Below are 22,620 nucleotides of genomic sequence, written 5' to 3'. Positions count from 1 at the left end.
GCCCCCCTCAATCAACGTACCTGGCCGATCTGCAGCGTCATTGGCGGACTGGTCGGTGGAGGCCTGGGCGCTATCGAAAGTGGCGGTTGGGCGGCGGGTGGAGCGGCGCTCGGTATATTGACCGGTGGTTTGATCTGTTACGCCCAGGACGGTGACGAAGACGACGACGGTGTGTTCGACCGCCGCGATCGCTGCCCCGACACACCGGCCAACACGCCTGTGGAACATCATGGTTGCCCGCTGCCGCAATACCCGGCCAGCGTGAAACCTGCAGAACCTGCTGCGCCTGAAGTCATCACGTTGAGCAACGACGTGTTCTTCGGTTTCAATCAATCCGACCTGACCCCGACCGCGCAAAGCGAGCTCGATGCGATCATGAGCAAATTGCTGGACGCCGATGTGGTGAACATCAAGGTGATCGGCCATACCGACAGCGTTGGCTCGGACAGCTACAACCAGGCCCTTTCGGAGCGCCGCGCCAGCAGCGTGGCGGAATATCTGCTGAGCCAGGGTGTGGCACCCAACAAACTCACCAGCGAGGGCAAGGGCGAAAGCCAGCCGGTGGCCGATAACGAAACCGAGGAAGGCCGCGCGAAAAATCGTCGCGTGGAACTGCACATCAATCGCTGAACCGCGGGTTAGAGCTGTCGAACGCAGATCTCCTGCGTTTCGACGGCCATTCGGCGATCTTCAACAAGAATTTTCGCTTGCCCTCTGGCTTATCCCGCGTGGAAGCCGTTACTGTGCGCTCAAAGAATAATTCCCATCGAGGGGCGTATGAAGGTGATTTGGGGGCTGGGGAAGCTGTTGACCCTGCTGTTCTGGCTGGTGGTGCTGGTCAACCTGTTCACGCCATTTGCCTATCCGCTGCATCTGCTGGTCAATCTGGCCGGCGGTATTCTGGCGATCCTTCATCTACTGGAAGCGCTGTTGTGCTACCGCAGCCTCAGAGGCCGCGCGCACCCTTGGCGTGATCGACTGAAGATTGTCATTTTCGGCGTTTTCCACCTGCAAACCATTCCCGCTCCCTCCGCATCCAAGGCTTCCCATGCGTAAATTCTGTCTGCTCGCCGTACTCATCAGTCCACTGGCCTGCGCTCAGGTGGTGAGCGTCGAAACCAACTCGCTGATGCGTCTGCCCAACACCGCCAGCACCTTGCAACTGGAACGTCTGGAGGTCGCCGATTACGGCACGTTACTGATTCCGTCGAACGTGACTGAAGTCACCGTCGGCGAGTTGCATCTGGGACGTGATGCGCGGATCGCGATTGTACCCAGCGAGCAGGCGCTGGAATTGAAAGTCAGCCGTGCTCAATTGTCCGAGGGCAGCCAGATCACCGCTCGCGGCGCGCCGGGCACTTTTCAGAAGGCCGCGCGCTCCGGGCGCAACCTGAATCTGCAAATCAAGACGCTCAATGCCCCGCAACTGATCGTCGACGCGCGCGGTGGTGCGGGGGCTCCGGGGTTTGTCGGTCTCGACGGGGCCAACGGTCAAGCCCCGGGCTGTACCTGGGGCCAGGCCGGACGCGGTGCCGATGGCAGCAATGGCAGTGACGGCCAGCCAGGCGCACCGGGGGCATTGGTCAAACTGGTGGTGCCGCGTGATTACCCGGCAGAACAGATCAAGGTTCAAGTGGCCGGCGGTGCGGGTGGCCTGGCCGGACCCGGTGGAAAACCGGGAGCGGGTGGCAAGGCCAAGGGCTGCCTGATCTATAAAGCCGATGGCGGCAAGAGCGGCAAACCAGGTGCCGATGGGCAACCGGGACCTGCCGGGGCGGCAGGCTCGGTGGTCGTGCAGCGGTTGTAAGCATTGATCGTTCCCACGCTCTGCGTGGGAATGCAGCCCGTGACGCTTCGCGTCACTGGACGCAAAGCGTCCCTTGAGGCGTTCCCACGCGGAGCTTGGGAACGATCATGGTCGAGCGGCAGCAACAACTACCACGACCAACCCGACAATCAAGTTGATCCCCACCAACCGACGAATCCGCCCCAGCACTGCAGCCCCCGCCGGCCAGTCCTGCGCCAGCACAGCCGCGCGCAACTCCGGCAGCATCAACGCCTGAATCCTGATGAACAATGCCGTCATCACCACAAACAACCCCATCATCACCTGCACATAGCGCGGCGCGTGTTCAAAACCGCTGAAATTCAGATTCAGCATGACCACGCCACTGACTGGCAACAGCACGACCGCCCCCCAGACCCAGCGGAAAAAACCTTGAAACACTTCAATCCACAGCTTCAAGCGGGCAGGACCCTCAAGCGCTGTCATCGCCGCGGGACGCAAGACCATCCAGGCGAAAAACATGCCGCCCACCCACACCAGTGCGGCGAGGACATGCAGGCTATAAACAAGGCTAAAAGGTGTCATTCGGGTACTCCGTTCTGCGCGGGATTCATTAGCGGGGTATGATAGCGGCCGAATCAAACTACTGAAAATTTATCCAGCGTTTCTTGCGCCCGACAATTCATGATCAGCACTGAACTCAAAACCACGATCCAGGGCGCCTACTCGCGTTTTCTCGAAGCCAAGAGCCTCAAGCCGCGCTACGGCCAACGCCTGATGATCGCCGAAGTTGCCAAAGTCCTCGGTGATATCGACACCGACGACGAAGGCCGGCGCAGTGGCGACCCCGCGATTGTCGCGGTGGAAGCCGGCACCGGTACTGGCAAGACCGTGGCCTACAGCCTGGCGGCGATCCCCACCGCCAAGGCCGCTGGCAAGCGCCTGGTGATCGCCACGGCCACCGTCGCCCTGCAGGAGCAGATCGTCTACAAGGATCTGCCCGACCTGATGCGCAACAGCGGGCTGAATTTCAGCTTCGCCCTGGCCAAGGGGCGCGGGCGCTACATGTGCCTGTCCAAGCTCGACATGTTGCTCCAGGAAGGCCACGCGCAAACCGCCACGGCGCAATTGTTCGAAGAAGAAGGTTTCAAGATCGAGGTCGATGAGGCCAGCCAGAAGCTGTTCACCAGCATGATCGAGAAACTCGCCGGCAATAAGTGGGACGGCGACCGCGACAGCTGGTCCACCGCGCTCGAAGACGCCGATTGGGCACGCTTGACCACCGATCACAGCCAATGCACCAACCGTCATTGCCCGAACTTCGGCCAGTGCGCCTTCTACAAGGCCCGCGAAGGCATGGGCAAGGTAGACGTGATCGTCACCAACCACGACATGGTGCTGGCTGACCTGGCGTTGGGCGGCGGCGCTGTGCTGCCGGACCCGCGCGACACCATCTACGTGTTCGACGAAGGCCACCACCTGCCAGACAAGGCCATCGGCCACTTCGCCCACTACACGCGCCTGCGCTCCACCGCCGACTGGCTGGAAACCACGGCGAAGAACCTGACCAAACTGCTGGCGCAACACCCGTTGCCCGGGGATCTGGGCAAGTTGATCGAGCAGGTGCCGGAGCTGGCTCGGGAGATCAAGACCCAGCAACAATTCATGTTCACCGCCTGCGAACAGGCCGCCGATTTCAAGCCCGGCGAAGATGTCGAAGGTCGCGAACGCCCGCGTCATCGCTTCGTCGGCGGAGTGATTCCCGAGCACATGCGTGAGATGGGCATCGAGTTGAAGAAAGGCTTTGCCCGCCTGACCGACCTGTTCACGCGCCTCACCGAACTGCTCAAGGAAGGCATGGACGGCGAGGTCAACATCGGCATCGCCAGCAACCAGGCCGAAGAGTGGTATCCGCTGTTCGGCAGCCTGTTGTCCCGTTCTTCCGGCAACTGGGAGTTGTGGGTGGCGTTTACCGCTGAAGACCCTGAAGACAACCCGCCCATGGCCCGTTGGTTGACCCTGGCCGAAAGCGGCTCGCTGTTCGACATCGAGGTCAACGCCAGCCCGATCCTCGCGGCGGAAATGCTCCGACGCAACCTGTGGAACGTAGCCCATGGCTGCTTGGTCACTTCGGCGACCCTGACGGCCCTCGGCACCTTCGACCGCTTCCGCATGCGCGCCGGCCTGCCGAAAAAAGCGGTCACCGCCGTGGTACCGAGCCCGTTTCATCATGCCGATGCCGGTGTGTTGCGAGTGCCGAACCTGAACGCCGACCCACGTGATGCGGCGGCGCACACCGCGGCGATCATCCGCGATCTGCCGGACCTGGTCGAAGGTTCGCGCGGCACACTGGTGCTGTTCTCTTCGCGCAAGCAGATGCAGGACGTGTTCGACGGCCTCGACCGCGACTGGCGCAAGCAGGTGTTCATTCAAGGCAACCTGTCGAAACAGGAAACCCTGAACAAGCACAAGGCGAGGGTCGATGGCGGTGATTCCAGCGTGTTGTTCGGCCTGGCAAGCTTTGCCGAAGGGGTCGACCTGCCGGGTGCCTATTGCGAGCACGTGGTCATCGCCAAAATTCCGTTCTCGGTGCCGGATGACCCTGTCGAAGCGGCACTGGCGGAATGGATCGAAGCCCGTGGCGGCAATCCGTTCATGGAAATCTCCGTGCCGGATGCCTCGCTGAAACTGGTCCAGGCCTGCGGGCGCTTGCTGCGCACCGAAGAAGACCGCGGCACCATCACTTTGCTCGACCGGCGTCTGGTGACCCAGCGCTATGGCAAAGCGATCCTCAATGCGTTGCCGCCTTTCCGGCGTGAAATTTCCTGAAACACCGGTGGGCAGTTTTGCCCGCCGCGTTGTCTATCTTTCAGCCATCGCTTTTCCATTGGCCCATTGAAGGTCTTAGGGAGAATTTCGTTCTCATGATTCGCCGTTCGTTGCCTGCCGTTTTTGCCCTGTTGTTCGCATCGCCCTTGCTGGCGGCTCCCGCCGGACAACAGACGCTGTTCAACTTTGTACGCCCCGCCGACGTGGTCCAGGTGGCGACTCAGGACGCCAGCCTGCCGCAATCCAACGCCGAGCAAACCCCCGAGGGCGAAGTGCTGCGCCGGGTGACATTCAACCCGGTGGCCAGGCCAACCCTGCGCCTGAGCCCGCAAACCGGCGCCTGGGACTGGTCGCAATCGGGCGTGATGAGCCTGCGAATCCAGAGTGCGATGAACTGGGCCGTGACCCTGTACGTGACTATTCAGAGCAACGATGGCAAGACACTGGTCAGCCGTGTCGATTTGCCGGCCGGTCCGGCGCAAACCCTGCTGGTGCCGCTGCAGCCGACGTCGCCGCTGAATCAGGGCATGAAAGCCGGCCCGCCAATGCCGATGTCCGTCGACGGTCAGCGCATCCTGTTGGCCAGCAGCGTCGGCGAGCTGGATCGCCGCCAGGTGGTGTCGGTCACTGTGTCGATGGATCAACCGCAAGTCGCCCAGAGCATCTTGCTCGAGCGCTTTGGCGTACAGGATGGCGAGTCCGTTACCCAAGCGGTGTATGGCGGCCTGGTGGACGCTTATGGTCAATCGACCCGGGCCAAATGGCCGGAGAAGGTCGCTGGCGATGAACAACTGAAAAGCGCCGCGGCCAAGGAACAACAACAGCTGAAAACCTGGTTGGCCGAGCGCGAGAAGGCTTCGCTGGACAAGTTCGGCGGCTGGAACAAAGGCCCTGCGTTCAAGGCCAGCGGTTTTTTTCGTACCGAGAAGCGTGATGGTCGCTGGTATCTGGTGACCCCTGAAGGGCACCCGTTTTATTCGTTGGGAGTCAACTCGGTCGCTGCGGACGTCAGCCAGACGTATGTCGCCGGTCGCGAGTGGATGTTCGAATCCCTGCCCAAGCCTGAGGAGCCTTTGGCCAGCCATTTCGGCGAAGGGGATAACCGCGGCGGCAATGGTGTCGACCAGGGACGAGGCTACAACTCCGGTCGCTGGTACGATTTTTACGGCGCCAACTTGCAGCGTTTGTACGGCGACCCTTGCGCGCTGGGCAGCGACACCAAGGCCGGTGTTGCGGCAGCCGCCAAGGCAGACGCGGTAGAAGCAACGGCAGAAAAAGCCGTCGAGCCAGCCGTGGCGCCTTCAAGTGCTGGATCCGGTATTGCCGAAGCGGCCAAAACCGATGCCGTCGACGCGACCGCCGCTAAAACAGCTGAGCCGACACCCGCCGAACCCTGCAAAGTGGCATTCGACGAAAAACGCTGGACCGGCCATACCCTCGACCGTCTGCAAGCCTGGGGCTTCAACACCGTAGGCAACTGGAGCGCGCCATCACTGGCCAACGCGGACCGCGTGCCATACACCTTACCGCTGTCGATCGTCGGTGATTACGCCAGCATCAGTACCGGTAGCGACTGGTGGGGCGGCATGCCGGACCCGTTCGATCCACGCTTCGCCATGGCCACCGAACGCGCCGTGGCTATTGCCACCCGTGATCATCGCGACGATCCGTGGCTGATCGGTTACTACGCCGACAACGAACTGGCCTGGGCCGGTCCCGGCGACGACCCGAAAGCCCGATATGCCTTGGCCTACGGCACCTTGAAAATGACCACCGACGTGCCGGCCAAACGCGCGTTCCTCAAGCAACTGCGCGACAAGTACCGCAATCAGGCCGGTTTGTCGAAAGCCTGGGGCATTGATCTGCCAGCCTGGGAGCTGATGGAAGACCCTGGGTTCGTGCCACCGCTGCCGAGCGCCGAGCACCCGGAAATCGAGGCCGATTTCAAATACTTCCAGAAAGTCTTCGCCGATACCTACTTCAAGACCATTTCCGACTCGCTCAAGTGGCACGCGCCGAACCAGCTGTTGCTCGGTGGTCGATTTGCCATCACCACCCCGGAAGCCGTTGAGTCCTGTGCCCAGTATTGCGACGTCCTGAGCTTCAACATGTACACCTTGCAACCGCAGGACGGTTACGACTTCACCAAACTGCGCAGCCTCGACAAACCGGTGTTAATCACTGAATTCAACTTCGGCTCGACTGATCGCGGCCCATTCTGGGGCGGCGTGACGCAATTGGCGAAGGAAGACGATCGCGGCCCGGCCTATGCGAACTTCCTCAAAAAGGCTCTGAACGAACCGTCTATCGTCGGGGTGCACTGGTTCCAATACCTCGATCAACCCGTGACCGGGCGTCTGCTGGATGGCGAAAATGGCCATTTTGGTCTGGTAGGGATCACTGATCTGCCGTTCCAGGGTTTTGTCGATAGCGTTCGCAAAAGCAATCTGGCGGCGGTCGATCAGCTGGCCAAGGAGGCCGAGAAAGCCGCAGCCGAGGCGGACAAGGCCAGTCATGATGCCGAGGGCGGAAGAGAGGCCGATGCCGGCAAAGGCCCGGGGAAGGGCGCCGGTGGGCATTCCGGCAAGGGGCATTGAGTCCAGATGCACCGCGTTATCGTTTTTCGCGGGCAAGCCTCGCGCCTACAGGTTTTGTGAAGGTCGCGATGACCGCAGGAGCGAGGCTTGCCCGCGAAGGCATCAGTGCCGACGCCAATTTGTCGATCACTTCCAGGGGTGATTGACCGCCCGGCCCGACCCTGTTCCCAAAACCGTCAAGGGCTGGAACAATGCGGGCCACTTTGTAGAGCGTTTATCCGGGGAGTTGCGGGTGCAGATTCAGGGTCATTACGAGCTTAAGTTCGAGGCAGTGCGTGAGGCATTCGCGGCACTGTTCGACGATCCCCAGGAGCGTGGCGCGGCGTTGTGCATCAAGATCGGTGGCGAAACCGTGCTCGACCTCTGGTCCGGCACCGCCGACAAGGATGGCGCCGAGGCCTGGCACAGCGACACCATCGCCAACCTGTTTTCTTGCACCAAAACCTTCACCGCCGTCACTGCGTTGCAGCTGGTCGCCGAAGGCAAGCTGCAACTGGACGCACCCGTTGCCCGTTATTGGCCTGAATTTGCCGCGGCTGGCAAAGAAGCCGTGACCCTGCGCCAACTGCTCTGTCATCAGGCCGGTTTGCCGGCATTGCGCGAGTTGCTGGCGCCCGAAGCCCTTTACGATTGGCCAACCATGGTCGGCGCCCTGGCCGCCGAAGCACCGTGGTGGACGCCGGGTGAAGGTCACGGATATGCGGCAATCACCTATGGCTGGCTGATCGGCGAATTGCTGCGACGCGCCGATGGTCGTGGGCCAGGTGAATCGATCGTGGCGCGGGTCGCCAAGCCATTGGGCCTGGATTTCCACGTCGGTCTGGCGGACGAAGAGTTCCATCGCGTGGCGCATATCGCTCGCGGCAAAGGCAATGTCGGCGACGCCGCTGCCCAGCGCCTGTTGCAAGTGACCATGCGCGAACCCACGGCCATGACCACGCGCGCGTTCACCAACCCGCCGTCGGTCCTCACCAGCACCAACAAACCGGAATGGCGGCGCATGCAGCAACCCGCAGCCAATGGTCACGGCAATGCCCGAAGCCTGGCCGGTTTTTACGCCGGTTTGCTGGACGGCAGCTTGCTCGAAGGCGAGATGCTCGACGAGTTGACCCGCGAGCACAGCCTCGGCGAGGACAAGACACTACTGACCCGGACCCGATTCGGTCTGGGTTGCATGCTCGATCAACCGGATGTGCCCAACGCGACATTCGGTCTGGGTCCACGAGCGTTTGGGCATCCGGGCGCAGGTGGCTCCATTGGTTTTGCTGACCCGGAGCACGATGTGGCTTTCGGTTTTGTGACAAATACACTGGGGCCGTACGTCTTGATGGATCCGCGCGCACAAAAGCTTGTGCGGGTACTGGCCACTTGTCTGTAAAACCCGCTGAAGGTTCCCGGAGCTGGAACCCGAAAGCCTTTTCAGTTTCAAAGCGTCTGTTTATGCGGGCCGATCCGGCCTGATTTTTTATGACTTCATTTTTGTGGATATCCAATGTCAACCAAACCAACCCTCGCTTTGGCACTGTGCTTCGCTATTACCGGTTGCGCACAGAATCCTAAAAATGATGCGGATGGCGGCAGCTGGTGGCCTTTCGGATCTTCCGACAAAGTTGCCGCAAAAGAACCTGCCCCAACTCCCGTGAAGCCTGCCGCCAGCGCGGCGGTAGCCAAGACTGAAAGCACCAGCCCCTGGTACTGGCCGTTCGGTTCCGATGACGACGCGAGCAAGTCTGCCGCCAAGCCGGAATCAAAGCCTGAAGCCAAACCTGCCGCAGTAGCCAAGGCCGATGCCGATGCAGGCGGCAAATGGTGGTGGCCGTTCGGCGGCAAAGAGCAGAGCGCCGCCAAAGTCGTGCCAATGCCGGATCCGAAAGTCACCCAGGCCTGGCTCGACGAGTACGAGCCGCGTCTGCGTACCGCGATCAAGGACAGCAACCTGCAACTCGAGCGCCGTGAAAACGTGCTGGTAGTGACGGCGCCTGTCGAAGGCTCGTTCAACCCGGATCGCCCGGCCATGTTGCTGCCGGTGACCCTCGGCCCGTTCACCCGGGTCGCGAAAATTCTCGAAGTCGATCCCAAGACTGCCGTGTTGGTACTCGGTCACAGCGACACCTCGGGTGCAGCGCCCGCCAACGTCAAGTTGAGCCAGGAGCGTGCCCAGGCTGTTGCGGCGATTTTCCGTCTCAGTGGTCTGCAACGTGATCGCCTGATGCTGCGCGGCATGGGTGGCGAAGCCCCGCGTGCCGCCAACGACAGCGTTGAAGGACGCGCCTTGAACCGTCGCGTGGAACTGCTGGTGACCCCGCAAAACACCATGGTTGCCTTGCTGAGCAAGTACAATATGCCGGCTCCGGCGCCGGTCACCCTGGTGGCAGCGCAGGACATCAAACCGGTGGCCAAGCCTGTGACCCCGGCCCCAGCCGCCAAGAAGGCCGCCGTGCCTGCGACGAAAAAAGCACCGGCCAAGAAAGCGGCCGCCAAAAAGACCCCGGCTAAAACCGCAACGCCGGCGAAAAAGACTGCACCGGCCAAAGCGGCTACCGATACCAAGAAAGTCGCCGCGGCCGATAGCACAAAGAAGTGATTCGTTAATCAAAAGGAATGCGCCATGACCAAGGCCCTGGCTGATATGCGCCGCGATTACACCCGTGATGGCCTGACCGAGGCGCAAGCCCCGGTCGAGCCGTTTGCGCTGTTCCACCAGTGGTTCGCCGACGCGGTGAAAACCGAACAGGCACCGGTGGAAGCGAACGCCATGACCTTGGCCACGGTCGACCCGGACGGTCGGCCGCATTGCCGCATCCTGCTGCTCAAGGGTTTGGACGAAAAGGGCTTCACCTTCTTCACCAACTACGACAGTGCCAAGGGTCAACAGCTGGCGGCGAATCCGTTCGGGGCCATGACGTTTTTCTGGCCGACCCTGGAACGTCAGGTTCGGATCGAAGGGCGGGTGGTGAAAGTTACGCCACAAGAATCCGATGCCTACTATCAGGTTCGACCTTTGGGCAGCCGCCTTGGCGCGTGGGCATCACCGCAAAGCCGGGTGATCGCCGACCGTGCTGAACTGGAAAAACTGCTCAAGGATACCGAGCAGCGTTTCAGCGATAGCCAGCCACACTGCCCTGAACATTGGGGTGGTTATCGCCTGCTGCCGGAGCGCATCGAGTTCTGGCAGGGCCGTCCGAGCCGTCTCCATGACCGTCTCAACTATCGCTTGCAGGGCTCCGGCTGGATTCTTGAACGCCTGGCACCCTAAGCAGTCTACCGCTCGAGATAGCCTGCCGCAGCGGCCTCCAGCCATTGCGGCAAGTCTCGACGCTTGATCTTTTGCGCCTGAGCGTTCGCCAGTTGCTGGAGCATGAACGCTTTTTTGCGTTCGTCATTCCCGGCTAACGCCAGTGCCAGGTCGCGGTCCATCCAGCGTTTGATCCGTACGTACAGCCAATAGTGGAAGTACAGACCGGCAACGGTCGTCACGACGATGATAAAGTAATCCATGAAAATCCTCGGGCAGCGGCGCAGATTGCCGAAATGGTCGCTACTGTGTGATGAAAATCGCGCACAGGCCCTGTACCGGAACTGAATGAAATCATTTTTATCCGGGCGATGCCGTGACAGGCGTCAAGCTGCGGAGTTTAATGAATACCTGTCCTTTGGAGTTGATGCTATGCGTAAGTCTGTTCTGCTGGTTGCTTCCTTTTCCACGATGGCGATGTTGCTCACTGGTTGCCAATCGAGCCTGACCGGTGACTCCTACTCCCGTGACGAAGCGCGTCGCGTGCAGACGGTTCGCATGGGTACGATCGAAGCATTGCGCCCGGTAAAAATCGAAGGCACCAAAACCCCGATCGGCGGCCTCGCCGGCGCAGCCGTTGGCGGTGTTGGTGGCAGTGCCATCGGTGGCGGTCGCGGCAGTATCGTTGCAGCGGTCATCGGTGCAGTTGCCGGTGGCCTGGTGGGTTCGGCGGCCGAAGAAGGCCTGACCCGCACCCAGGGCGTGGAAATCACCGTCCGCGAAGACGACGGCAGCATGCGTGCCTACGTGCAACAGGTTCAGGAAAACGAAGTGTTCCGCGTGGGTGAACGTGTTCGAATCGCAACCGTTGACGGCACGAGCCGCGTTACTCACTAAGCGTAGTTGGGTAAAAGAAAACCCCGATCAGGTAACTGGTCGGGGTTTTTTATGAACGTGCCTTAACACTCAGGGCTATGCGCTCTGAGGATCACGCTTGCGACTCGCCATGGCCGTGACCGCATAACCGATCAGTGCCGCCAGAATCGAACCGGTCAAAATTCCCATGCGGTCCATACCGGCGTAGTCGCTGACGCCCGGCTCGAAGGCCAGGGAACCGACGAAAAGGCTCATGGTGAAACCTATCCCGCAGAGAATCGCCACGCCCAGCACCTGGCCCCAATTGGCGCCTTGGGGCAGGGCGGCGATGCCGATTTTTACCGCCAGCCAGGTCAGACCAAACACGCCGACGGTCTTGCCCAACAGCAGGCCGATGGCGATGCCCATTGGCACATCGTGGGTGAAGTTTTCGGCGGTAACGCCGCTCAGGGAAAGCCCCGCATTGGCGAAGGCGAACAACGGCAGGATGCCGTAGGCCACCCAAGGGTGCAGGGCGTGTTCGAGCGTCAGCAGTGGCGAAGGCTCGGCGTTTTTCGTGCGCAGCGGAATGCAGAAGGCCAGGGTGACACCGGCCAGCGTGGCGTGCACGCCGCTCTTGAGTACGCAGACCCAGAGGATCAGACCAATAATCATGTACGGCCCGAGCTTGACCACCCCGAGCCGGTTCATGCCGATCAGCGCCGCGATGCAGGCCGCTGCCAGTGCCAGCGACAGGGTCGACAGTGCGCCGGAGTAGAAAATCGCAATGATGATGATTGCACCGAGGTCATCAATGATGGCCAGGGTCATGAGGAACAGTTTCAGCGACACCGGAACCCGTTTGCCCAACAGCGCCAGCACGCCAAGGGCGAAGGCGATATCGGTGGCGGTCGGGATCGCCCAACCGCTGAGGGCTGGCGGGTTGTCACGGTTGAGAAACCAGTAGATCAGCGCCGGTACGACCATGCCGCCAATTGCTGCCGCGCCGGGCAGGACGATCTGTGACGGCTTGGACAGTTGACCGTCGAGGACTTCGCGCTTCACTTCCAGGCCGATCAGCAGGAAGAACAGCGCCATCAGGCCATCGTTGATCCACAGCAGCAACGGTTTGGCGATTTTCAGCGCGCCGATCTGGGCCACCACGGGGGTTTCCAACAGGCCGTTGTAAAGCCATGACAGCGGCGAATTGTTGATGATCAAAGCCAGAACGGCAGCGGCGATCAATAACAGACCGCTGGCAGCTTCCAACTGAAAGAAACGCGTGAAAGTGCTACGCAGAGGCAAGGTTGCTCTCCATCTGTGAATTCAAAAGGTGTTACACCCTAACAATTCCCGTTAGTTGTTAAAACAAAAGTTATATTCTTTTTTGTTATATGTCGTTACAAGGCACTCCCGTGCTGAGGACTGAGCCTAGCAGTTGCCCGACGTATTGGAGCGCAGCTGTATCTGTGCTGAATGTAGGTTTTTTCCTAAGCTTGCTGATTGAGCCCTGTTGCAAGGCCAATTCCTGCCCGATACAACGAGAAAACCACCATGAGCGACAACCGACAGTGGGCCCGCGAAGCCATCCGGATCATTGAAGCCGACTTTCAGCGCAGCGCCGATACCCATCTGATCCCTTTGCCGCTGCCGGGTTTTCCGGGCATCGAGTTGTACTTCAAGGATGAATCCAGTCATCCCACCGGCAGCCTCAAGCACCGGCTGGCGCGATCGCTGTTCCTGTATGCGCTGTGTAACGGCTGGCTCAAGCCCGGGGCACCGGTCATCGAAGCCTCCAGCGGTTCGACGGCGATTTCCGAAGCGTACTTTGCGCGCATGCTGGGCTTGCCGTTCATTGCAGTAATGCCCGCGACCACTTCCAGGGAAAAGATCGCGCAGATCGCCTTTTATGGTGGCCAAAGCCATCTGGTTGACGATCCGACGCAGATCTACGCCGAATCAGAGCGACTGGCGCGCGAGCACGACGGGCACTTCCTCGATCAGTTCACCTACGCCGAGCGCGCGACCGACTGGCGGGCGAACAACAACATTGCCGAATCGATTTTTCAACAAATGCGCTTCGAGCAGCACCCGGAACCGAGCTGGCTGATTTCCAGTCCTGGCACCGGGGGAACCACTGCCACCCTGGGCCGCTATGTTCGCTATCGCCAGCATTGCACCCGGGTGTTGTGCGCCGATGCCGAGCGCTCGGTATTTTTCGATTACTACCAGACCGGCGATGCCAGCCTGCGCCTGGACCACGGTTCGCGGATCGAAGGTATTGGCCGGCCACGGGTAGAAGCATCGTTCCTGCCCAAGGTCATTGATGCAATGGTCAAGGTGCCGGATGCACTGTCGCTGGCGGCGATGCATTACCTGGCCGAGCGGTTGGGGCGGCATGTCGGCGGGTCGAGCGGCACTAACCTGATCGGCGCGTTGATGGCTGCGCAGCATATGAAGGCGGCAGGGGAGTCGGGGTCGATGGTGGCGATTCTGTGTGACAGTGGCGAGCGTTATGCCGACACCTATTACGATCAGAAATGGCTCAAGGACCAAGGGTATGAGTTGAGCGGATTGAAGGCGGCGGTTGCCGCCAGTGCGGAGCGAGGTGAACCGCTGCCGGCGAGCGTGTTACGCGCCAATATTTAGCCTCGCTCCTACAGATAATGCTGTTCACTTAAGGGAAGAACACTGTACCCGTGGCGAGGGAGCTTGTCGGATCGCCGCACCGTCCCGCTGGGGCGCGAAGCGGCCCTAAAAAGGACTGCTGCGCAGCCCAGCGGGACGGTGCGGCGATCCGACAAGCTCCCTCGCCACGGGTACAGTGTTTGTTTCAAAGATTTCGTATCAGGCCTCCAGGCCCAGGATATCCCGCGCCACTGCCTCGGCAATGCGAATCCCGTCCACACCGGCCGACAGAATCCCGCCCGCATAACCTGCGCCTTCGCCCGCCGGGAACAGGCCTTTTACGTTCAGGCTCTGCATCGACTCATTGCGGGTAATACGCAGCGGCGACGAGGTGCGGGTCTCGATGCCGGTCAACACGGCATCGTGCAGCGAGTAACCGCGAATTTGTTTCTCGAACGCTGGCAGTGCTTCGCGAATGGCCTCAATGGCGAAGTCCGGTAATGCCAGGGCCAGATCGCCCAACGCAACACCCGGTTTGTAGGACGGTTCAACGCTACCCAGTTCGGTGGACGGCTTGCCCGCAATAAAGTCGCCGACCAGTTGTGCTGGCGCTTCGTAATTGCTGCCGCCCAATACAAAAGCGTGGGATTCCAGACGCTCCTGCAACTCGATCCCGGCCAGCGGGCCGCCCGGGTAATCGACTTCCGGCGTAATGCCGACGACGATCCCGGAGTTGGCATTGCGTTCGTTGCGCGAGTACTGGCTCATGCCATTGGTGACCACGCGGTTCGGCTCGGAAGTCGCCGCCACCACCGTGCCGCCCGGGCACATGCAGAAGCTGTAGACCGAACGGCCGTTCTTGGCGTGGTGCACCAGTTTGTAGTCGGCGGCGCCAAGCTTTGGGTGGCCGGCGTACTTGCCCAGGCGCGCACGGTCGATCAGCGATTGCGGATGCTCAATACGGAAACCCACCGAGAACGGTTTGGCTTCCATGTACACGCCGCGACCGTGGAGCATGCGGAAGGTATCGCGGGCACTGTGGCCGAGGGCCAGGATCACGTGTTTGGAATGAATCTGTTCGCCGCCATCGAGTTCTACGCCGACCAGTTGGCCGTCTTCGATCAGCACGTCGGTAACCCGCTGCTGGAATCGAACTTCGCCGCCCAATGCACGAATCTGCTCACGCATGTTTTCCACGACACCGGTCAGACGGAACGTACCGATGTGCGGCTTGCTGACGTAAAGGATTTCTTCCGGCGCGCCGGCCTTGACGAATTCGTGCAGGACTTTGCGACCGAGGAATTTCGGGTCCTTGATCTGGCTGTAGAGCTTGCCGTCGGAGAACGTCCCCGCGCCGCCTTCGCCGAACTGTACGTTGGACTCAGGGTTGAGCACGCTTTTGCGCCACAGGCCCCAGGTGTCCTTGGTGCGCTGGCGCACTTCGGTGCCGCGTTCGAGAATGATCGGCTTGAAGCCCATTTGCGCAAGCAGCAGGCCGGCGAAAATCCCGCACGGGCCGAAACCGACGACGATCGGGCGCACGCTCAGGTCGGCCGGCGCCTGGCCAACCTCTTTGTAGCTGACATCCGGTGCCACGTTGACGTTACGGTCATCGGCGAACTTGTGCAGCACCGCCGCCTCATCGCGAACGTTGAGGTCGATGGTGTAGATGAAGCACAATTCGGAGGACTTTTTGCGCGCATCGTAGCTGCGCTTGAACAAGGTGAAATCGAGCAAATCATCGCTGGCAAGGCCTAAGCGCTGCACGATGGCAGGGCGCAGGTCTTCTTCGGGATGGTCGATCGGCAACTTGAGTTCGGTGATTCGTAACATGGCGGGATCCGGTTCGCGGGGCGCACAACTGCGCCAGGGCGTTTGAAGCCGGCGATTATAAGCTCCAAAAGCCCGGTCCCGTGAGGCTTAAACGATCAGTCGTCGCGCGAGCCGCCGAAATACCCGCAACCGCGCTGCACCTGACCATCGACGCGCAGTTCGGCGCTCATGTGTTGAATGCTGCCAGTGCTGCTGTCGACGCAGCGTTGCGGCGCGACCCACAATTCGATGTGCTGGTTATTGGCTTCGGTGCTGAGGTTGAAGCGGCCATCGCCCAATTGCTCTTCAACGTAAGGCACTGCCAATGGCGGCTGGCCGGCGCGGTCGATGACCATGCCCTTGCCGCTGACTTTCACGTTCCACTCCGGGGTGTGACCGGCGGCGCGCAGAATCAGCAATTTGAAATTGGCATCCTCGCATGCATTGCCCGAGCGCTCGACGCGGTACAACTGCTGCAGGTCGAGCTGGCCATCGCCATCACCCGCAACGATCCGCCCGCGCACATCGGCGAACAGCTTGCCTTTGGCATCGGCCAGCGTAGCGGCCTGTTGCAATACGCTGGTGCCGCCCGTGTCGTTGACCACATAACGCCGCTGCTCACCGCACGGCTGGAACAACAGCTTGCCGTCGGCTGCACTCAACTGGCCTTGCATGCGGGTCTGGCCGACGTGGGTAGCACTCTCACGCTCGCCATCGAACAATTGGCAAGCGGCGAATAGAGGAAGCAGGGCAACGAGAACTAAGGAACGGGCAGCACGCATCTTGGGGTCTCCTGACAAGTGCCGCCACGTTACTCAGGCTGACCGTTCATCACAAGACTGGAGTTTGTCTGCGGCAAATCTGAGGTCGATTTATCGGCAACAACTTGAGGTAAATCCAAAGCCGAATACCAGGATGCCAACGGTAAGCTGTCACTTTTTTGCAGGGGGCGGATGTGAAGAAGGCAGTGGGCTGGAAGATCGGGTTGTTATTGCCGGTGATGATGGGGGCGGCCACCGCCAGCCAGGCTGCCGAGATCAATTTGTCTTCGGCAACCGATTTCACCCGGATGGATGTGCTGTTGAAGGATGACGACAGACTTCAATCGACGTTTGAAATGAATGTCACGCTCAGTCCTGAAGCCACCGAGAGAATGCAGAACATTTCTCGTGCTTCCCTGGGCCAACAATTGACGCTGTCGATCAATGGCTGGAAGGTCTCTACCGCGACAGTGCAATCGGTCCTGGGCTCACAGTTCAGGGTTTCCATCCCGAAAGCCGTGGCCAAAGACCTTTTGCCCACATTGGTCGATTGAGCTTGAACCGGGTCAGCCCACGTGAAAGGTCTGGCCGGTTTGCAGGCCTTCCACGCTTTTGGCGTAGGCCAATGCCACATCCGCTGCCGGAACCGGTTTGAAGCCACGGAAGTACGGGGCGTATTTGCCCATGGCTTCGACCAGCACGTTCGGACTGATCGAGTTCACGCGCAGGCCACGTGGCAGTTCGATAGCGGCGGCGCGGACGAAGCTGTCCAGCGCACCGTTGACCAGCGCTGCCGAGGCACCACTGCGAATCGGATCGTGGCTGAGCACACCCGTGGTGAAGGTGAACGAGGCGCCGTCATTGGCGAACTCGCGGCCGATCAGCAGCAGGTTGACCTGGCCCATCAACTTGTCTTTCAGGCCCAGGGCGAAACTGTCCTCACCCATTTCTGCCAGTGGTGCGAAGGTCACGTTGCCGGCGGCGCAGATCAGCGCATCGAATTTTCCGGTCTGCTCGAACAGTTTGCGAATCGAAGCACCGTCACTGATATCCACCTGAAAATCGCCGCTGTTGCGGCCGATGCGCACGATCTCGTGGCGCTGGGACAGCTCCTTGTCGACTGCCGAACCAATGGTGCCGCCTGCGCCGATCAAAAGAATTTTCATGGGTACTGATCCTCAAGTGGATTGAATGAGTGCTCAGTCTAGAGTGGTTTTTTATCTGGATAAGCGCACTAATAGGCAACCTTTGGTTTTCAATTGGAAACAATCAATGAGTGAGATGGATGATCTGGCGGCGTTCGCGGTATTGGTAGAAGCGGGCAGTTTTACCTTGGCTGCGCAGCAACTGGGTTGCAGCAAGGGCCAATTGTCCAAACGCATCAGTCAATTGGAGGCACAGTTCTCTGTGGTTTTGTTGCAGCGCACCACGCGGCGCTTGAGCCTGACAGCTGCCGGCGCGGCGTTGTTGCCGCAGGCGCAGGCACTGGTGACCCAGGTCGAGCGCGCACGCCAGGCCCTGGCGCGGTTGAAGGACGACATGGCCGGCCCGGTGCGCATGACGGTGCCGGTGTCGTTGGGGGAAACCTTCTTTGATGGGTTGCTGTTGGAGTTTTCGGCCAAATACCCCGAAGTGCAGATCGAACTGGAGCTCAACAACAATTACCGTGACTTGTCTCGCGATGGCTTCGATCTGGCGATCCGCGCCGACGTGGCCATCGACCAGCGGCTGGTGGCACGTCCGCTGCTGGCCTGGCATGAAATGACCTGTGCCAGCCCGGCCTATCTGGAGCAATACGGCGAACCGCAGACCCCCCAGGCACTGGCCGAACATCGTTGCCTGCTCAACAGCCATTACAGTGGTCGTGAAGAATGGTTGTATCACCAACAGCACGAACTGTTGCGAGTGCGGGTTTCGGGGCCGTTTGCCAGCAATCATTACAGCCTTCTGAAGAAAGCCGTACTCACTGGCGCCGGCATTGCGCGCCTGCCGTCCTACTTGCTGTCGGCGGAATTGGCTGACGGCCGTTTGCATTGGCTTTTGCGTGATTATCAGACACGAATTATGCCGATGTATCTGGTGCATCCGTATCAGGGCGGATTGCCAAAGCGTACGCAGGTGTTGGCGGACTATTTGATTGGCTGGTTCAAGCGCAGCGGGGAGGTGTTGGACAGGCTCTAACAGATCGTTCCCACGCTCTGCGTGGGAATGCCTCGCCGGACGCTCTGCGTCCGCTTGGGACGCGGAGCGTCCAGGGCTGCATTCCCACGCAGAGCGTGGGAACGATCGGGCAAGGGAGTTTGGCAGGATAAGAAAAACGGCCCGAAGGCCGTTTTCTGTTTACCGCTGAAGTTAGCCGCCGAGGTACGCTTCGCGCACTTTCGGGTCGGTCAGCAGCGCTTCACCAGTGCCTTGCATCACTACCCGGCCGTTCTCGAGAACGTAGGCGCGGTCAGCGATTTTCAGCGCCTGGTTGGCGTTCTGCTCGACCAGGAACACCGTCACACCGTCCTTGCGCAGCTGTTCGATGATGTCGAAGATCTGCTGGATGATGATCGGGGCCAGGCCCAGCGATGGCTCGTCGAGCAGCAGCAGCTTGGGCTTGCTCATCAGCGCACGGCCGATGGCGAGCATTTGCTGTTCGCCGCCGGACATGGTGCCGCCGCGCTGGCTGAAGCGTTCTTTCAGGCGTGGGAAAAGTCCGAGGACCTTGTCCATTTGCTCCTGGTAGTCACCCTTGGCGGTGAAGAACCCACCCATGGACAGGTTCTCTTCGACGGTCAGACGAGAAAACACCCGACGACCTTCCGGCACCACGGCAATGCTCTTGCGCATGATCTGCGAGGAGTCCTGGCCGACCAGTTCTTCACCCATGTAGCGGATGCTGCCGCTGTGGGCGCGCGGCGAACCGCACAGGGTCATCAGCAACGTGGACTTGCCGGCACCGTTGGCGCCGATCAGGGTCACGATTTCGCCCTGACGGACTTCGACGTTGACGCTGTGCAGGGCCTGGATCTTGCCGTAGAAGGTGGAAACGTTTTCGAACTGCAGCATTTACGCTTCCCCCAGGTAGGCTTTGATCACTTCAGGATTGTCGCGGATCTGTTCCGGCGTACCGTCGGCCAGAGGGGTACCCTGGTTGATCACGACGATGTGGTCGGAAATGCTCATGACCAGTTTCATGTCGTGTTCGATCAGCAGCACGGTGACATTGTGCTCTTCACGCAACACGCTGATCAGCGCCTTCAGGTCTTCGGTTTCCTTTGGGTTCAGGCCGGCGGCCGGTTCGTCGAGCATGAGGATTCGCGGGCGGGTCATCATGCAGCGGGCGATTTCCAGGCGACGTTGCTGACCGTAGGCCAGGGTGCCGGCCGGACGGTTGGCGAACTCTTTCAGGTTGACCTTTTCCAGCCAGTACTCGGCGAAGTCCATGGCCTCGCGTTCGCTCTTGCGGAACGACGGGGTCTTGAACAGGCCCGACAGGAAGTTGGTGTTCAGGTGACGGTGCTGGGCGATCAAGAGGTTCTCGACCGCGGTCATGTCCTTGAACAACCGCACGTTCTGGAAAGTACGCACCACGCCTTTGAGGGCGATCTTGTGACCCGGCAGGCCTTCGATCGGCTCGCCGTCCAGCAGGATGCTGCCACCGCTCGGCTTGTAGAAGCCAGTCAGGCAGTTGAACACGGTGGTCTTGCCGGCGCCGTTGGGGCCGATCAGGGCAACCACTTGTTTCTCTTTCACGCTCAAGGCCACGCCATTGACCGCCAGCAAGCCGCCGAAGCGCATGCTCAGGTTTTCTACTTTAAGGATCTCGCGGCTCATTTGCGCAGCTCCATGTGAGGACGTTGCATGGGCAGCAGACCCTGAGGGCGCCAGATCATCATCAGTACCATCAAGGCACCGAACATCAACATGCGGTATTCACTGAACTCACGCATCATTTCCGGCAACAGGATCATCACCACGGCAGCGAGGATGACGCCCAGCTGCGAGCCCATGCCACCGAGCACCACGATGGCGAGGATGATCGCCGACTCGATGAAGGTGAAGGATTCCGGCGTTACCAGGCCCTGACGGGCAGCGAAGAAGCTGCCGGCAAAACCGGCGAATGCTGCGCCGAGAGTGAACGCGGAAAGCTTGATCACCGTCGGGTTCAGACCGAGCGCACGGCAGGCGATTTCGTCTTCGCGCAACGCTTCCCAGGCACGGCCCAGAGGCATGCGCAGCAAGCGGTTGATGACGAACAGTGCAGCCAGTGCCAGGAACAGCGCGACCAGGTAGAGGAAAATCACCTTGTTGATCGAGTTGTATTCCAGACCGAAGTACTCGTGGAAGGTTTGCAGACCCTCCGCGGCTTTACGTTCGAAGGTCAGGCCGAAGAACGTTGGCTTCTCGATGTTGCTGATGCCGTTCGGGCCGCCGGTGATATCGGTCAGGTTACGCAGGAACAGACGGATGATTTCACCGAAGCCCAGGGTCACGATCGCCAGGTAGTCGCCGCGCAAGCGCAGTACCGGGAAACCGAGCAGGAAGCCGAAGGTGGCCGCCATCAGGCCGGCAATCGGCAGGCAGATCCAGAAACTCAGACCATAGTAGTGCGACAGCAGCGCGTAGCTGTAGGCGCCGACGGCATAGAAACCGACGTATCCGAGGTCGAGCAGGCCAGCCAGGCCGACCACGATGTTCAGGCCGAGACCGAGCATCACGTAGATCAACACCAGCGTGGCGATATCCACCGCACCGCGGGAGCCGAAGAACGGCCAGACCAGTGCACCGGCGATCAACGCAATGATGATCCAGCGCTGGGTGGTCGGCAGGGTCAGGAAGTTGCTGGCCTTGGCCGGAATCAGCGGCATGCTTGGCGAAGAACGCCAGGCCGAACTGATCTGCTGGTCGAACAGCACACGCAGGAACATCAGCACCGAACACACGGCGATGGTGATCAGGGTAGCGGTGCTGGTGCCATGCACCTCGAGGTTGATGCCGACGATGGTCAGCTTCAGACCGAGTACCGGGTAGGCCACGGCCCACACCAGCAAGGCGCTGAACAGCGCCTGTTTAAGATTCCTAGTCATACCTTCTCAACCTCCGGACGGCCCAGCAGGCCGGTTGGCCGGAACAACAGCACCAGAACCAGCAGGCCGAACGCCACGACGTCCTTGTACTGGTCGCCGAAGATATCGGCACCAAAGGCTTCCGCCACACCCAACACGAGCCCGCCGAGCATGGCGCCCGGAATGCTGCCGATACCGCCCAGTACCGCTGCGGTAAAGGCCTTGAGGCCGACCAGGAAACCGGCGTTCGGGTTGATCACGCCGTATTGCATGCTCAGCAGCACGGCGGCGATGGCCGCCAGCGCGGCACCGATGACGAAGGTCAGGGCGATGATGTTGTTGGTGTTGATACCCAGCAGGTTGGCCATCTTGATGTCTTCGGCGCAGGCGCGGCAGGCGCGGCCCAGGCGAGAGCGGGAGATGAACAGGGTCAGGCCGAGCATGGCGACCAGGGTCACCACGAACACCACGATTTGCATGTAGGAAATCAGCACTTCATGTGCGCCACCTGGCCCGATGGCGAAGTTGCCAGGGATCAGGTTGGAGATGGATTTGTCCTTGGAGTCTTGCGCCAGCAGAACCGTGTTCTGCAGGAAGATCGACATGCCGATGGCGGAGATCAGCGGGATCAGACGGTTGCTGCCGCGCAGGGGGCGGTAGGCGATCCGTTCGATGCTGTAACCGTAGGCACTGGTAACGACGATGGTCGCGATGAAAGCCGCGGTCATCAACAGCGGGACACTGTCGAGTCCCATCATGGCCAGCCCGGCGATGGCGATGAACGCCACGTAGGAACCGATCATGTACACCTCGCCGTGGGCGAAGTTGATCATTCCAATGATGCCGTAAACCATCGTATAGCCGATGGCGATCAGGGCATACGTGCTGCCAATGGTCAGGCCATTAACCAGCTGTTGGAAGAAGTGATAGATGTCAGGCATTACAGCGCTCCTAAAAACCTGATACGCATTTCACTGGTGGAGTCATTTTCCCGCCCGAGCCCCGTGGATCTGCATCCACTTCGAATTCGGGGTTTGCCAGCGAACCGCTGATGACGGTTTTG

22 protein-coding genes are annotated in these 22,620 nt (G+C 60.4%); 12 read left to right on the top strand and 10 right to left on the bottom strand.

The annotated features are described in order from the left end of the window. From D8U18_RS13625 to D8U18_RS13615, 3 genes are all read left to right on the top strand, one after another. The coding region (locus D8U18_RS13625) for an OmpA family protein (protein ID WP_131107804.1) at positions 1-630 on the top strand (630 nt) is incomplete at its 5' end. A 147-nt stretch (positions 631-777) separates the two neighbouring features. Continuing rightward, on the top strand, positions 778-1,056 hold the full coding sequence (locus tag D8U18_RS13620; protein ID WP_131107803.1) for a DUF1145 domain-containing protein: 279 nt from the start codon (positions 778-780) through the stop codon (positions 1,054-1,056). Beyond that, positions 1,049-1,807 carry a collagen-like protein gene (locus D8U18_RS13615; protein WP_056856130.1) on the top strand — a complete coding sequence of 253 codons (759 nt, stop codon included), beginning with the start codon at positions 1,049-1,051 and terminating at the stop codon, positions 1,805-1,807. Before D8U18_RS13620 ends, D8U18_RS13615 begins: the two co-directional genes overlap by 8 nt. Positions 1,808-1,912: 105 nt before the next feature. On the opposite strand, the gene D8U18_RS13610 is transcribed toward D8U18_RS13615, so the two are convergent. Beyond that, on the bottom strand, positions 1,913-2,371 hold the full coding sequence (locus D8U18_RS13610) for a CopD family protein (protein WP_130906834.1): 459 nt from the start codon (positions 2,369-2,371) through the stop codon (positions 1,913-1,915). A 99-nt stretch (positions 2,372-2,470) separates the two neighbouring features. Between D8U18_RS13610 and dinG the strand changes: the two genes are divergently transcribed. The 5 genes from dinG (at position 2,471) to pdxH (ending at position 10,468) form a co-directional block, all read left to right on the top strand. Then, entirely contained in the window at positions 2,471-4,615 is a 2,145-nt protein-coding gene (gene dinG / locus D8U18_RS13605; protein ID WP_056856128.1) for an ATP-dependent DNA helicase DinG, read from the top strand. Between the two features lie 95 nt (positions 4,616-4,710). Next, positions 4,711-7,212 carry a beta-galactosidase gene (locus D8U18_RS13600; protein WP_130904370.1) on the top strand — a complete coding sequence of 834 codons (2,502 nt, stop codon included), beginning with the start codon at positions 4,711-4,713 and terminating at the stop codon, positions 7,210-7,212. Between the two features lie 232 nt (positions 7,213-7,444). Then, complete coding sequence (locus tag D8U18_RS13595) at positions 7,445-8,590, top strand: serine hydrolase domain-containing protein (protein ID WP_056856126.1); 1,146 nt, start codon at positions 7,445-7,447, stop codon at positions 8,588-8,590. 114 nt (positions 8,591-8,704) lie between these two features. Continuing rightward, positions 8,705-9,796, top strand: a complete 1,092-nt coding sequence (locus D8U18_RS13590) for an OmpA family protein (protein ID WP_130904369.1) — start codon at positions 8,705-8,707, stop codon at positions 9,794-9,796. A gap of 24 nt (positions 9,797-9,820) precedes the next feature. Then, entirely contained in the window at positions 9,821-10,468 is a 648-nt protein-coding gene (pdxH, locus tag D8U18_RS13585) for a pyridoxamine 5'-phosphate oxidase (protein ID WP_130906832.1), read from the top strand. Positions 10,469-10,473: 5 nt separating this feature from the next. Here pdxH and D8U18_RS13580 read toward each other — a convergent pair whose 3' ends face one another. Further along, positions 10,474-10,710 carry a hypothetical protein gene (locus D8U18_RS13580; RefSeq protein ID WP_056856123.1) on the bottom strand — a complete coding sequence of 79 codons (237 nt, stop codon included), beginning with the start codon at positions 10,708-10,710 and terminating at the stop codon, positions 10,474-10,476. A 169-nt stretch (positions 10,711-10,879) separates the two neighbouring features. On the opposite strand from D8U18_RS13580, the gene D8U18_RS13575 reads away from it, so the two are divergent. Further along, a complete protein-coding gene (locus D8U18_RS13575; protein ID WP_056856122.1) occupies positions 10,880-11,344 on the top strand; it encodes a glycine zipper 2TM domain-containing protein in 465 nt (154 codons plus the stop codon). Positions 11,345-11,419: 75 nt separating this feature from the next. Here the strand turns inward: D8U18_RS13575 and nhaA are convergent, their stop codons facing one another. Further along, positions 11,420-12,607 (bottom strand): Na+/H+ antiporter NhaA, encoded by a 1,188-nt coding sequence (gene nhaA / locus D8U18_RS13570; protein ID WP_056856121.1) that lies wholly within the window; start codon positions 12,605-12,607, stop codon positions 11,420-11,422. 249 nt (positions 12,608-12,856) lie between these two features. Here nhaA and D8U18_RS13565 point away from each other — a divergent pair, with 249 nt between their 5' ends. Further along, positions 12,857-13,951: a PLP-dependent cysteine synthase family protein gene (locus tag D8U18_RS13565; RefSeq protein WP_056856120.1), complete on the top strand. Its 1,095-nt coding sequence runs from the start codon at positions 12,857-12,859 to the stop codon at positions 13,949-13,951. A gap of 198 nt (positions 13,952-14,149) precedes the next feature. Here D8U18_RS13565 and D8U18_RS13560 read toward each other — a convergent pair whose 3' ends face one another. Next, positions 14,150-15,763, bottom strand: coding sequence for an NAD(P)/FAD-dependent oxidoreductase (locus tag D8U18_RS13560; RefSeq protein WP_130904367.1), 1,614 nt, complete (start codon positions 15,761-15,763; stop codon positions 14,150-14,152). A gap of 95 nt (positions 15,764-15,858) precedes the next feature. Further along, on the bottom strand, positions 15,859-16,524 hold the full coding sequence (locus D8U18_RS13555) for a hypothetical protein (RefSeq protein WP_130904366.1): 666 nt from the start codon (positions 16,522-16,524) through the stop codon (positions 15,859-15,861). A gap of 173 nt (positions 16,525-16,697) precedes the next feature. Between D8U18_RS13555 and D8U18_RS13550 the strand changes: the two genes are divergently transcribed. Further along, entirely contained in the window at positions 16,698-17,057 is a 360-nt protein-coding gene (locus tag D8U18_RS13550) for a hypothetical protein (RefSeq protein WP_130906830.1), read from the top strand. Positions 17,058-17,069: 12 nt separating this feature from the next. Here the strand turns inward: D8U18_RS13550 and D8U18_RS13545 are convergent, their stop codons facing one another. Continuing rightward, positions 17,070-17,669 (bottom strand): short chain dehydrogenase, encoded by a 600-nt coding sequence (locus D8U18_RS13545; protein ID WP_131107802.1) that lies wholly within the window; start codon positions 17,667-17,669, stop codon positions 17,070-17,072. A 106-nt stretch (positions 17,670-17,775) separates the two neighbouring features. Here D8U18_RS13545 and D8U18_RS13540 point away from each other — a divergent pair, with 106 nt between their 5' ends. Beyond that, complete coding sequence (locus tag D8U18_RS13540; RefSeq protein ID WP_131107801.1) at positions 17,776-18,684, top strand: LysR family transcriptional regulator; 909 nt, start codon at positions 17,776-17,778, stop codon at positions 18,682-18,684. Positions 18,685-18,855: 171 nt separating this feature from the next. Here the strand turns inward: D8U18_RS13540 and D8U18_RS13535 are convergent, their stop codons facing one another. Genes D8U18_RS13535 through livH form a run of 4 tightly spaced genes read right to left on the bottom strand, consistent with a single transcriptional unit; the run spans position 18,856 to position 22,498 of the window. Beyond that, on the bottom strand, positions 18,856-19,557 hold the full coding sequence (locus D8U18_RS13535; RefSeq protein ID WP_034146751.1) for an ABC transporter ATP-binding protein: 702 nt from the start codon (positions 19,555-19,557) through the stop codon (positions 18,856-18,858). Continuing rightward, the gene (gene livG, locus D8U18_RS13530; RefSeq protein ID WP_056856115.1) at positions 19,558-20,325 is read right to left on the bottom strand and encodes a high-affinity branched-chain amino acid ABC transporter ATP-binding protein LivG; all 768 of its coding nucleotides are present in this window, start codon (positions 20,323-20,325) and stop codon (positions 19,558-19,560) included. Next, a complete protein-coding gene (locus D8U18_RS13525) occupies positions 20,322-21,578 on the bottom strand; it encodes a high-affinity branched-chain amino acid ABC transporter permease LivM (RefSeq protein ID WP_056856114.1) in 1,257 nt (418 codons plus the stop codon). Before D8U18_RS13525 ends, livG begins: the two co-directional genes overlap by 4 nt. Then, positions 21,575-22,498: a high-affinity branched-chain amino acid ABC transporter permease LivH gene (gene livH, locus D8U18_RS13520; RefSeq protein WP_131107800.1), complete on the bottom strand. Its 924-nt coding sequence runs from the start codon at positions 22,496-22,498 to the stop codon at positions 21,575-21,577. The genes D8U18_RS13525 and livH overlap by 4 nt, the downstream gene beginning before the upstream one ends. Positions 22,499-22,620: the final 122 nt, after the last annotated feature.

This window comes from Pseudomonas sp. Sample_10, from assembly GCF_004321495.1.
Lineage (GTDB): Bacteria > Pseudomonadota > Gammaproteobacteria > Pseudomonadales > Pseudomonadaceae > Aquipseudomonas.
Note: the sequence above shows the minus strand (reverse complement) of the source record. Positions and strands in the feature narration are given on the sequence as shown.

Bases quoted from the DNA above. Each gene is read 5' to 3' on its own strand.
- D8U18_RS13620 (WP_131107803.1), top strand. From the start codon at position 778: ATGAAGGTGATTTGGGGGCTGGGGAAGCTGTTGACCCTGCTGTTCTGG.
- D8U18_RS13615 (WP_056856130.1), top strand. From the start codon at position 1,049: ATGCGTAAATTCTGTCTGCTCGCCGTACTCATCAGTCCACTGGCCTGC.
- D8U18_RS13610 (WP_130906834.1), bottom strand. From the start codon at position 2,371: ATGACACCTTTTAGCCTTGTTTATAGCCTGCATGTCCTCGCCGCACTG.
- dinG (WP_056856128.1), top strand. From the start codon at position 2,471: ATGATCAGCACTGAACTCAAAACCACGATCCAGGGCGCCTACTCGCGT.
- D8U18_RS13600 (WP_130904370.1), top strand. From the start codon at position 4,711: ATGATTCGCCGTTCGTTGCCTGCCGTTTTTGCCCTGTTGTTCGCATCG.
- D8U18_RS13590 (WP_130904369.1), top strand. From the start codon at position 8,705: ATGTCAACCAAACCAACCCTCGCTTTGGCACTGTGCTTCGCTATTACC.
- pdxH (WP_130906832.1), top strand. From the start codon at position 9,821: ATGACCAAGGCCCTGGCTGATATGCGCCGCGATTACACCCGTGATGGC.
- D8U18_RS13580 (WP_056856123.1), bottom strand. From the start codon at position 10,710: ATGGATTACTTTATCATCGTCGTGACGACCGTTGCCGGTCTGTACTTC.
- D8U18_RS13575 (WP_056856122.1), top strand. From the start codon at position 10,880: ATGCGTAAGTCTGTTCTGCTGGTTGCTTCCTTTTCCACGATGGCGATG.
- D8U18_RS13565 (WP_056856120.1), top strand. From the start codon at position 12,857: ATGAGCGACAACCGACAGTGGGCCCGCGAAGCCATCCGGATCATTGAA.
- D8U18_RS13560 (WP_130904367.1), bottom strand. From the start codon at position 15,763: ATGTTACGAATCACCGAACTCAAGTTGCCGATCGACCATCCCGAAGAA.
- D8U18_RS13555 (WP_130904366.1), bottom strand. From the start codon at position 16,524: ATGCGTGCTGCCCGTTCCTTAGTTCTCGTTGCCCTGCTTCCTCTATTC.
- D8U18_RS13545 (WP_131107802.1), bottom strand. From the start codon at position 17,669: ATGAAAATTCTTTTGATCGGCGCAGGCGGCACCATTGGTTCGGCAGTC.
- D8U18_RS13540 (WP_131107801.1), top strand. From the start codon at position 17,776: ATGAGTGAGATGGATGATCTGGCGGCGTTCGCGGTATTGGTAGAAGCG.
- D8U18_RS13535 (WP_034146751.1), bottom strand. From the start codon at position 19,557: ATGCTGCAGTTCGAAAACGTTTCCACCTTCTACGGCAAGATCCAGGCC.
- livG (WP_056856115.1), bottom strand. From the start codon at position 20,325: ATGAGCCGCGAGATCCTTAAAGTAGAAAACCTGAGCATGCGCTTCGGC.
- D8U18_RS13525 (WP_056856114.1), bottom strand. From the start codon at position 21,578: ATGACTAGGAATCTTAAACAGGCGCTGTTCAGCGCCTTGCTGGTGTGG.
- livH (WP_131107800.1), bottom strand. From the start codon at position 22,498: ATGCCTGACATCTATCACTTCTTCCAACAGCTGGTTAATGGCCTGACC.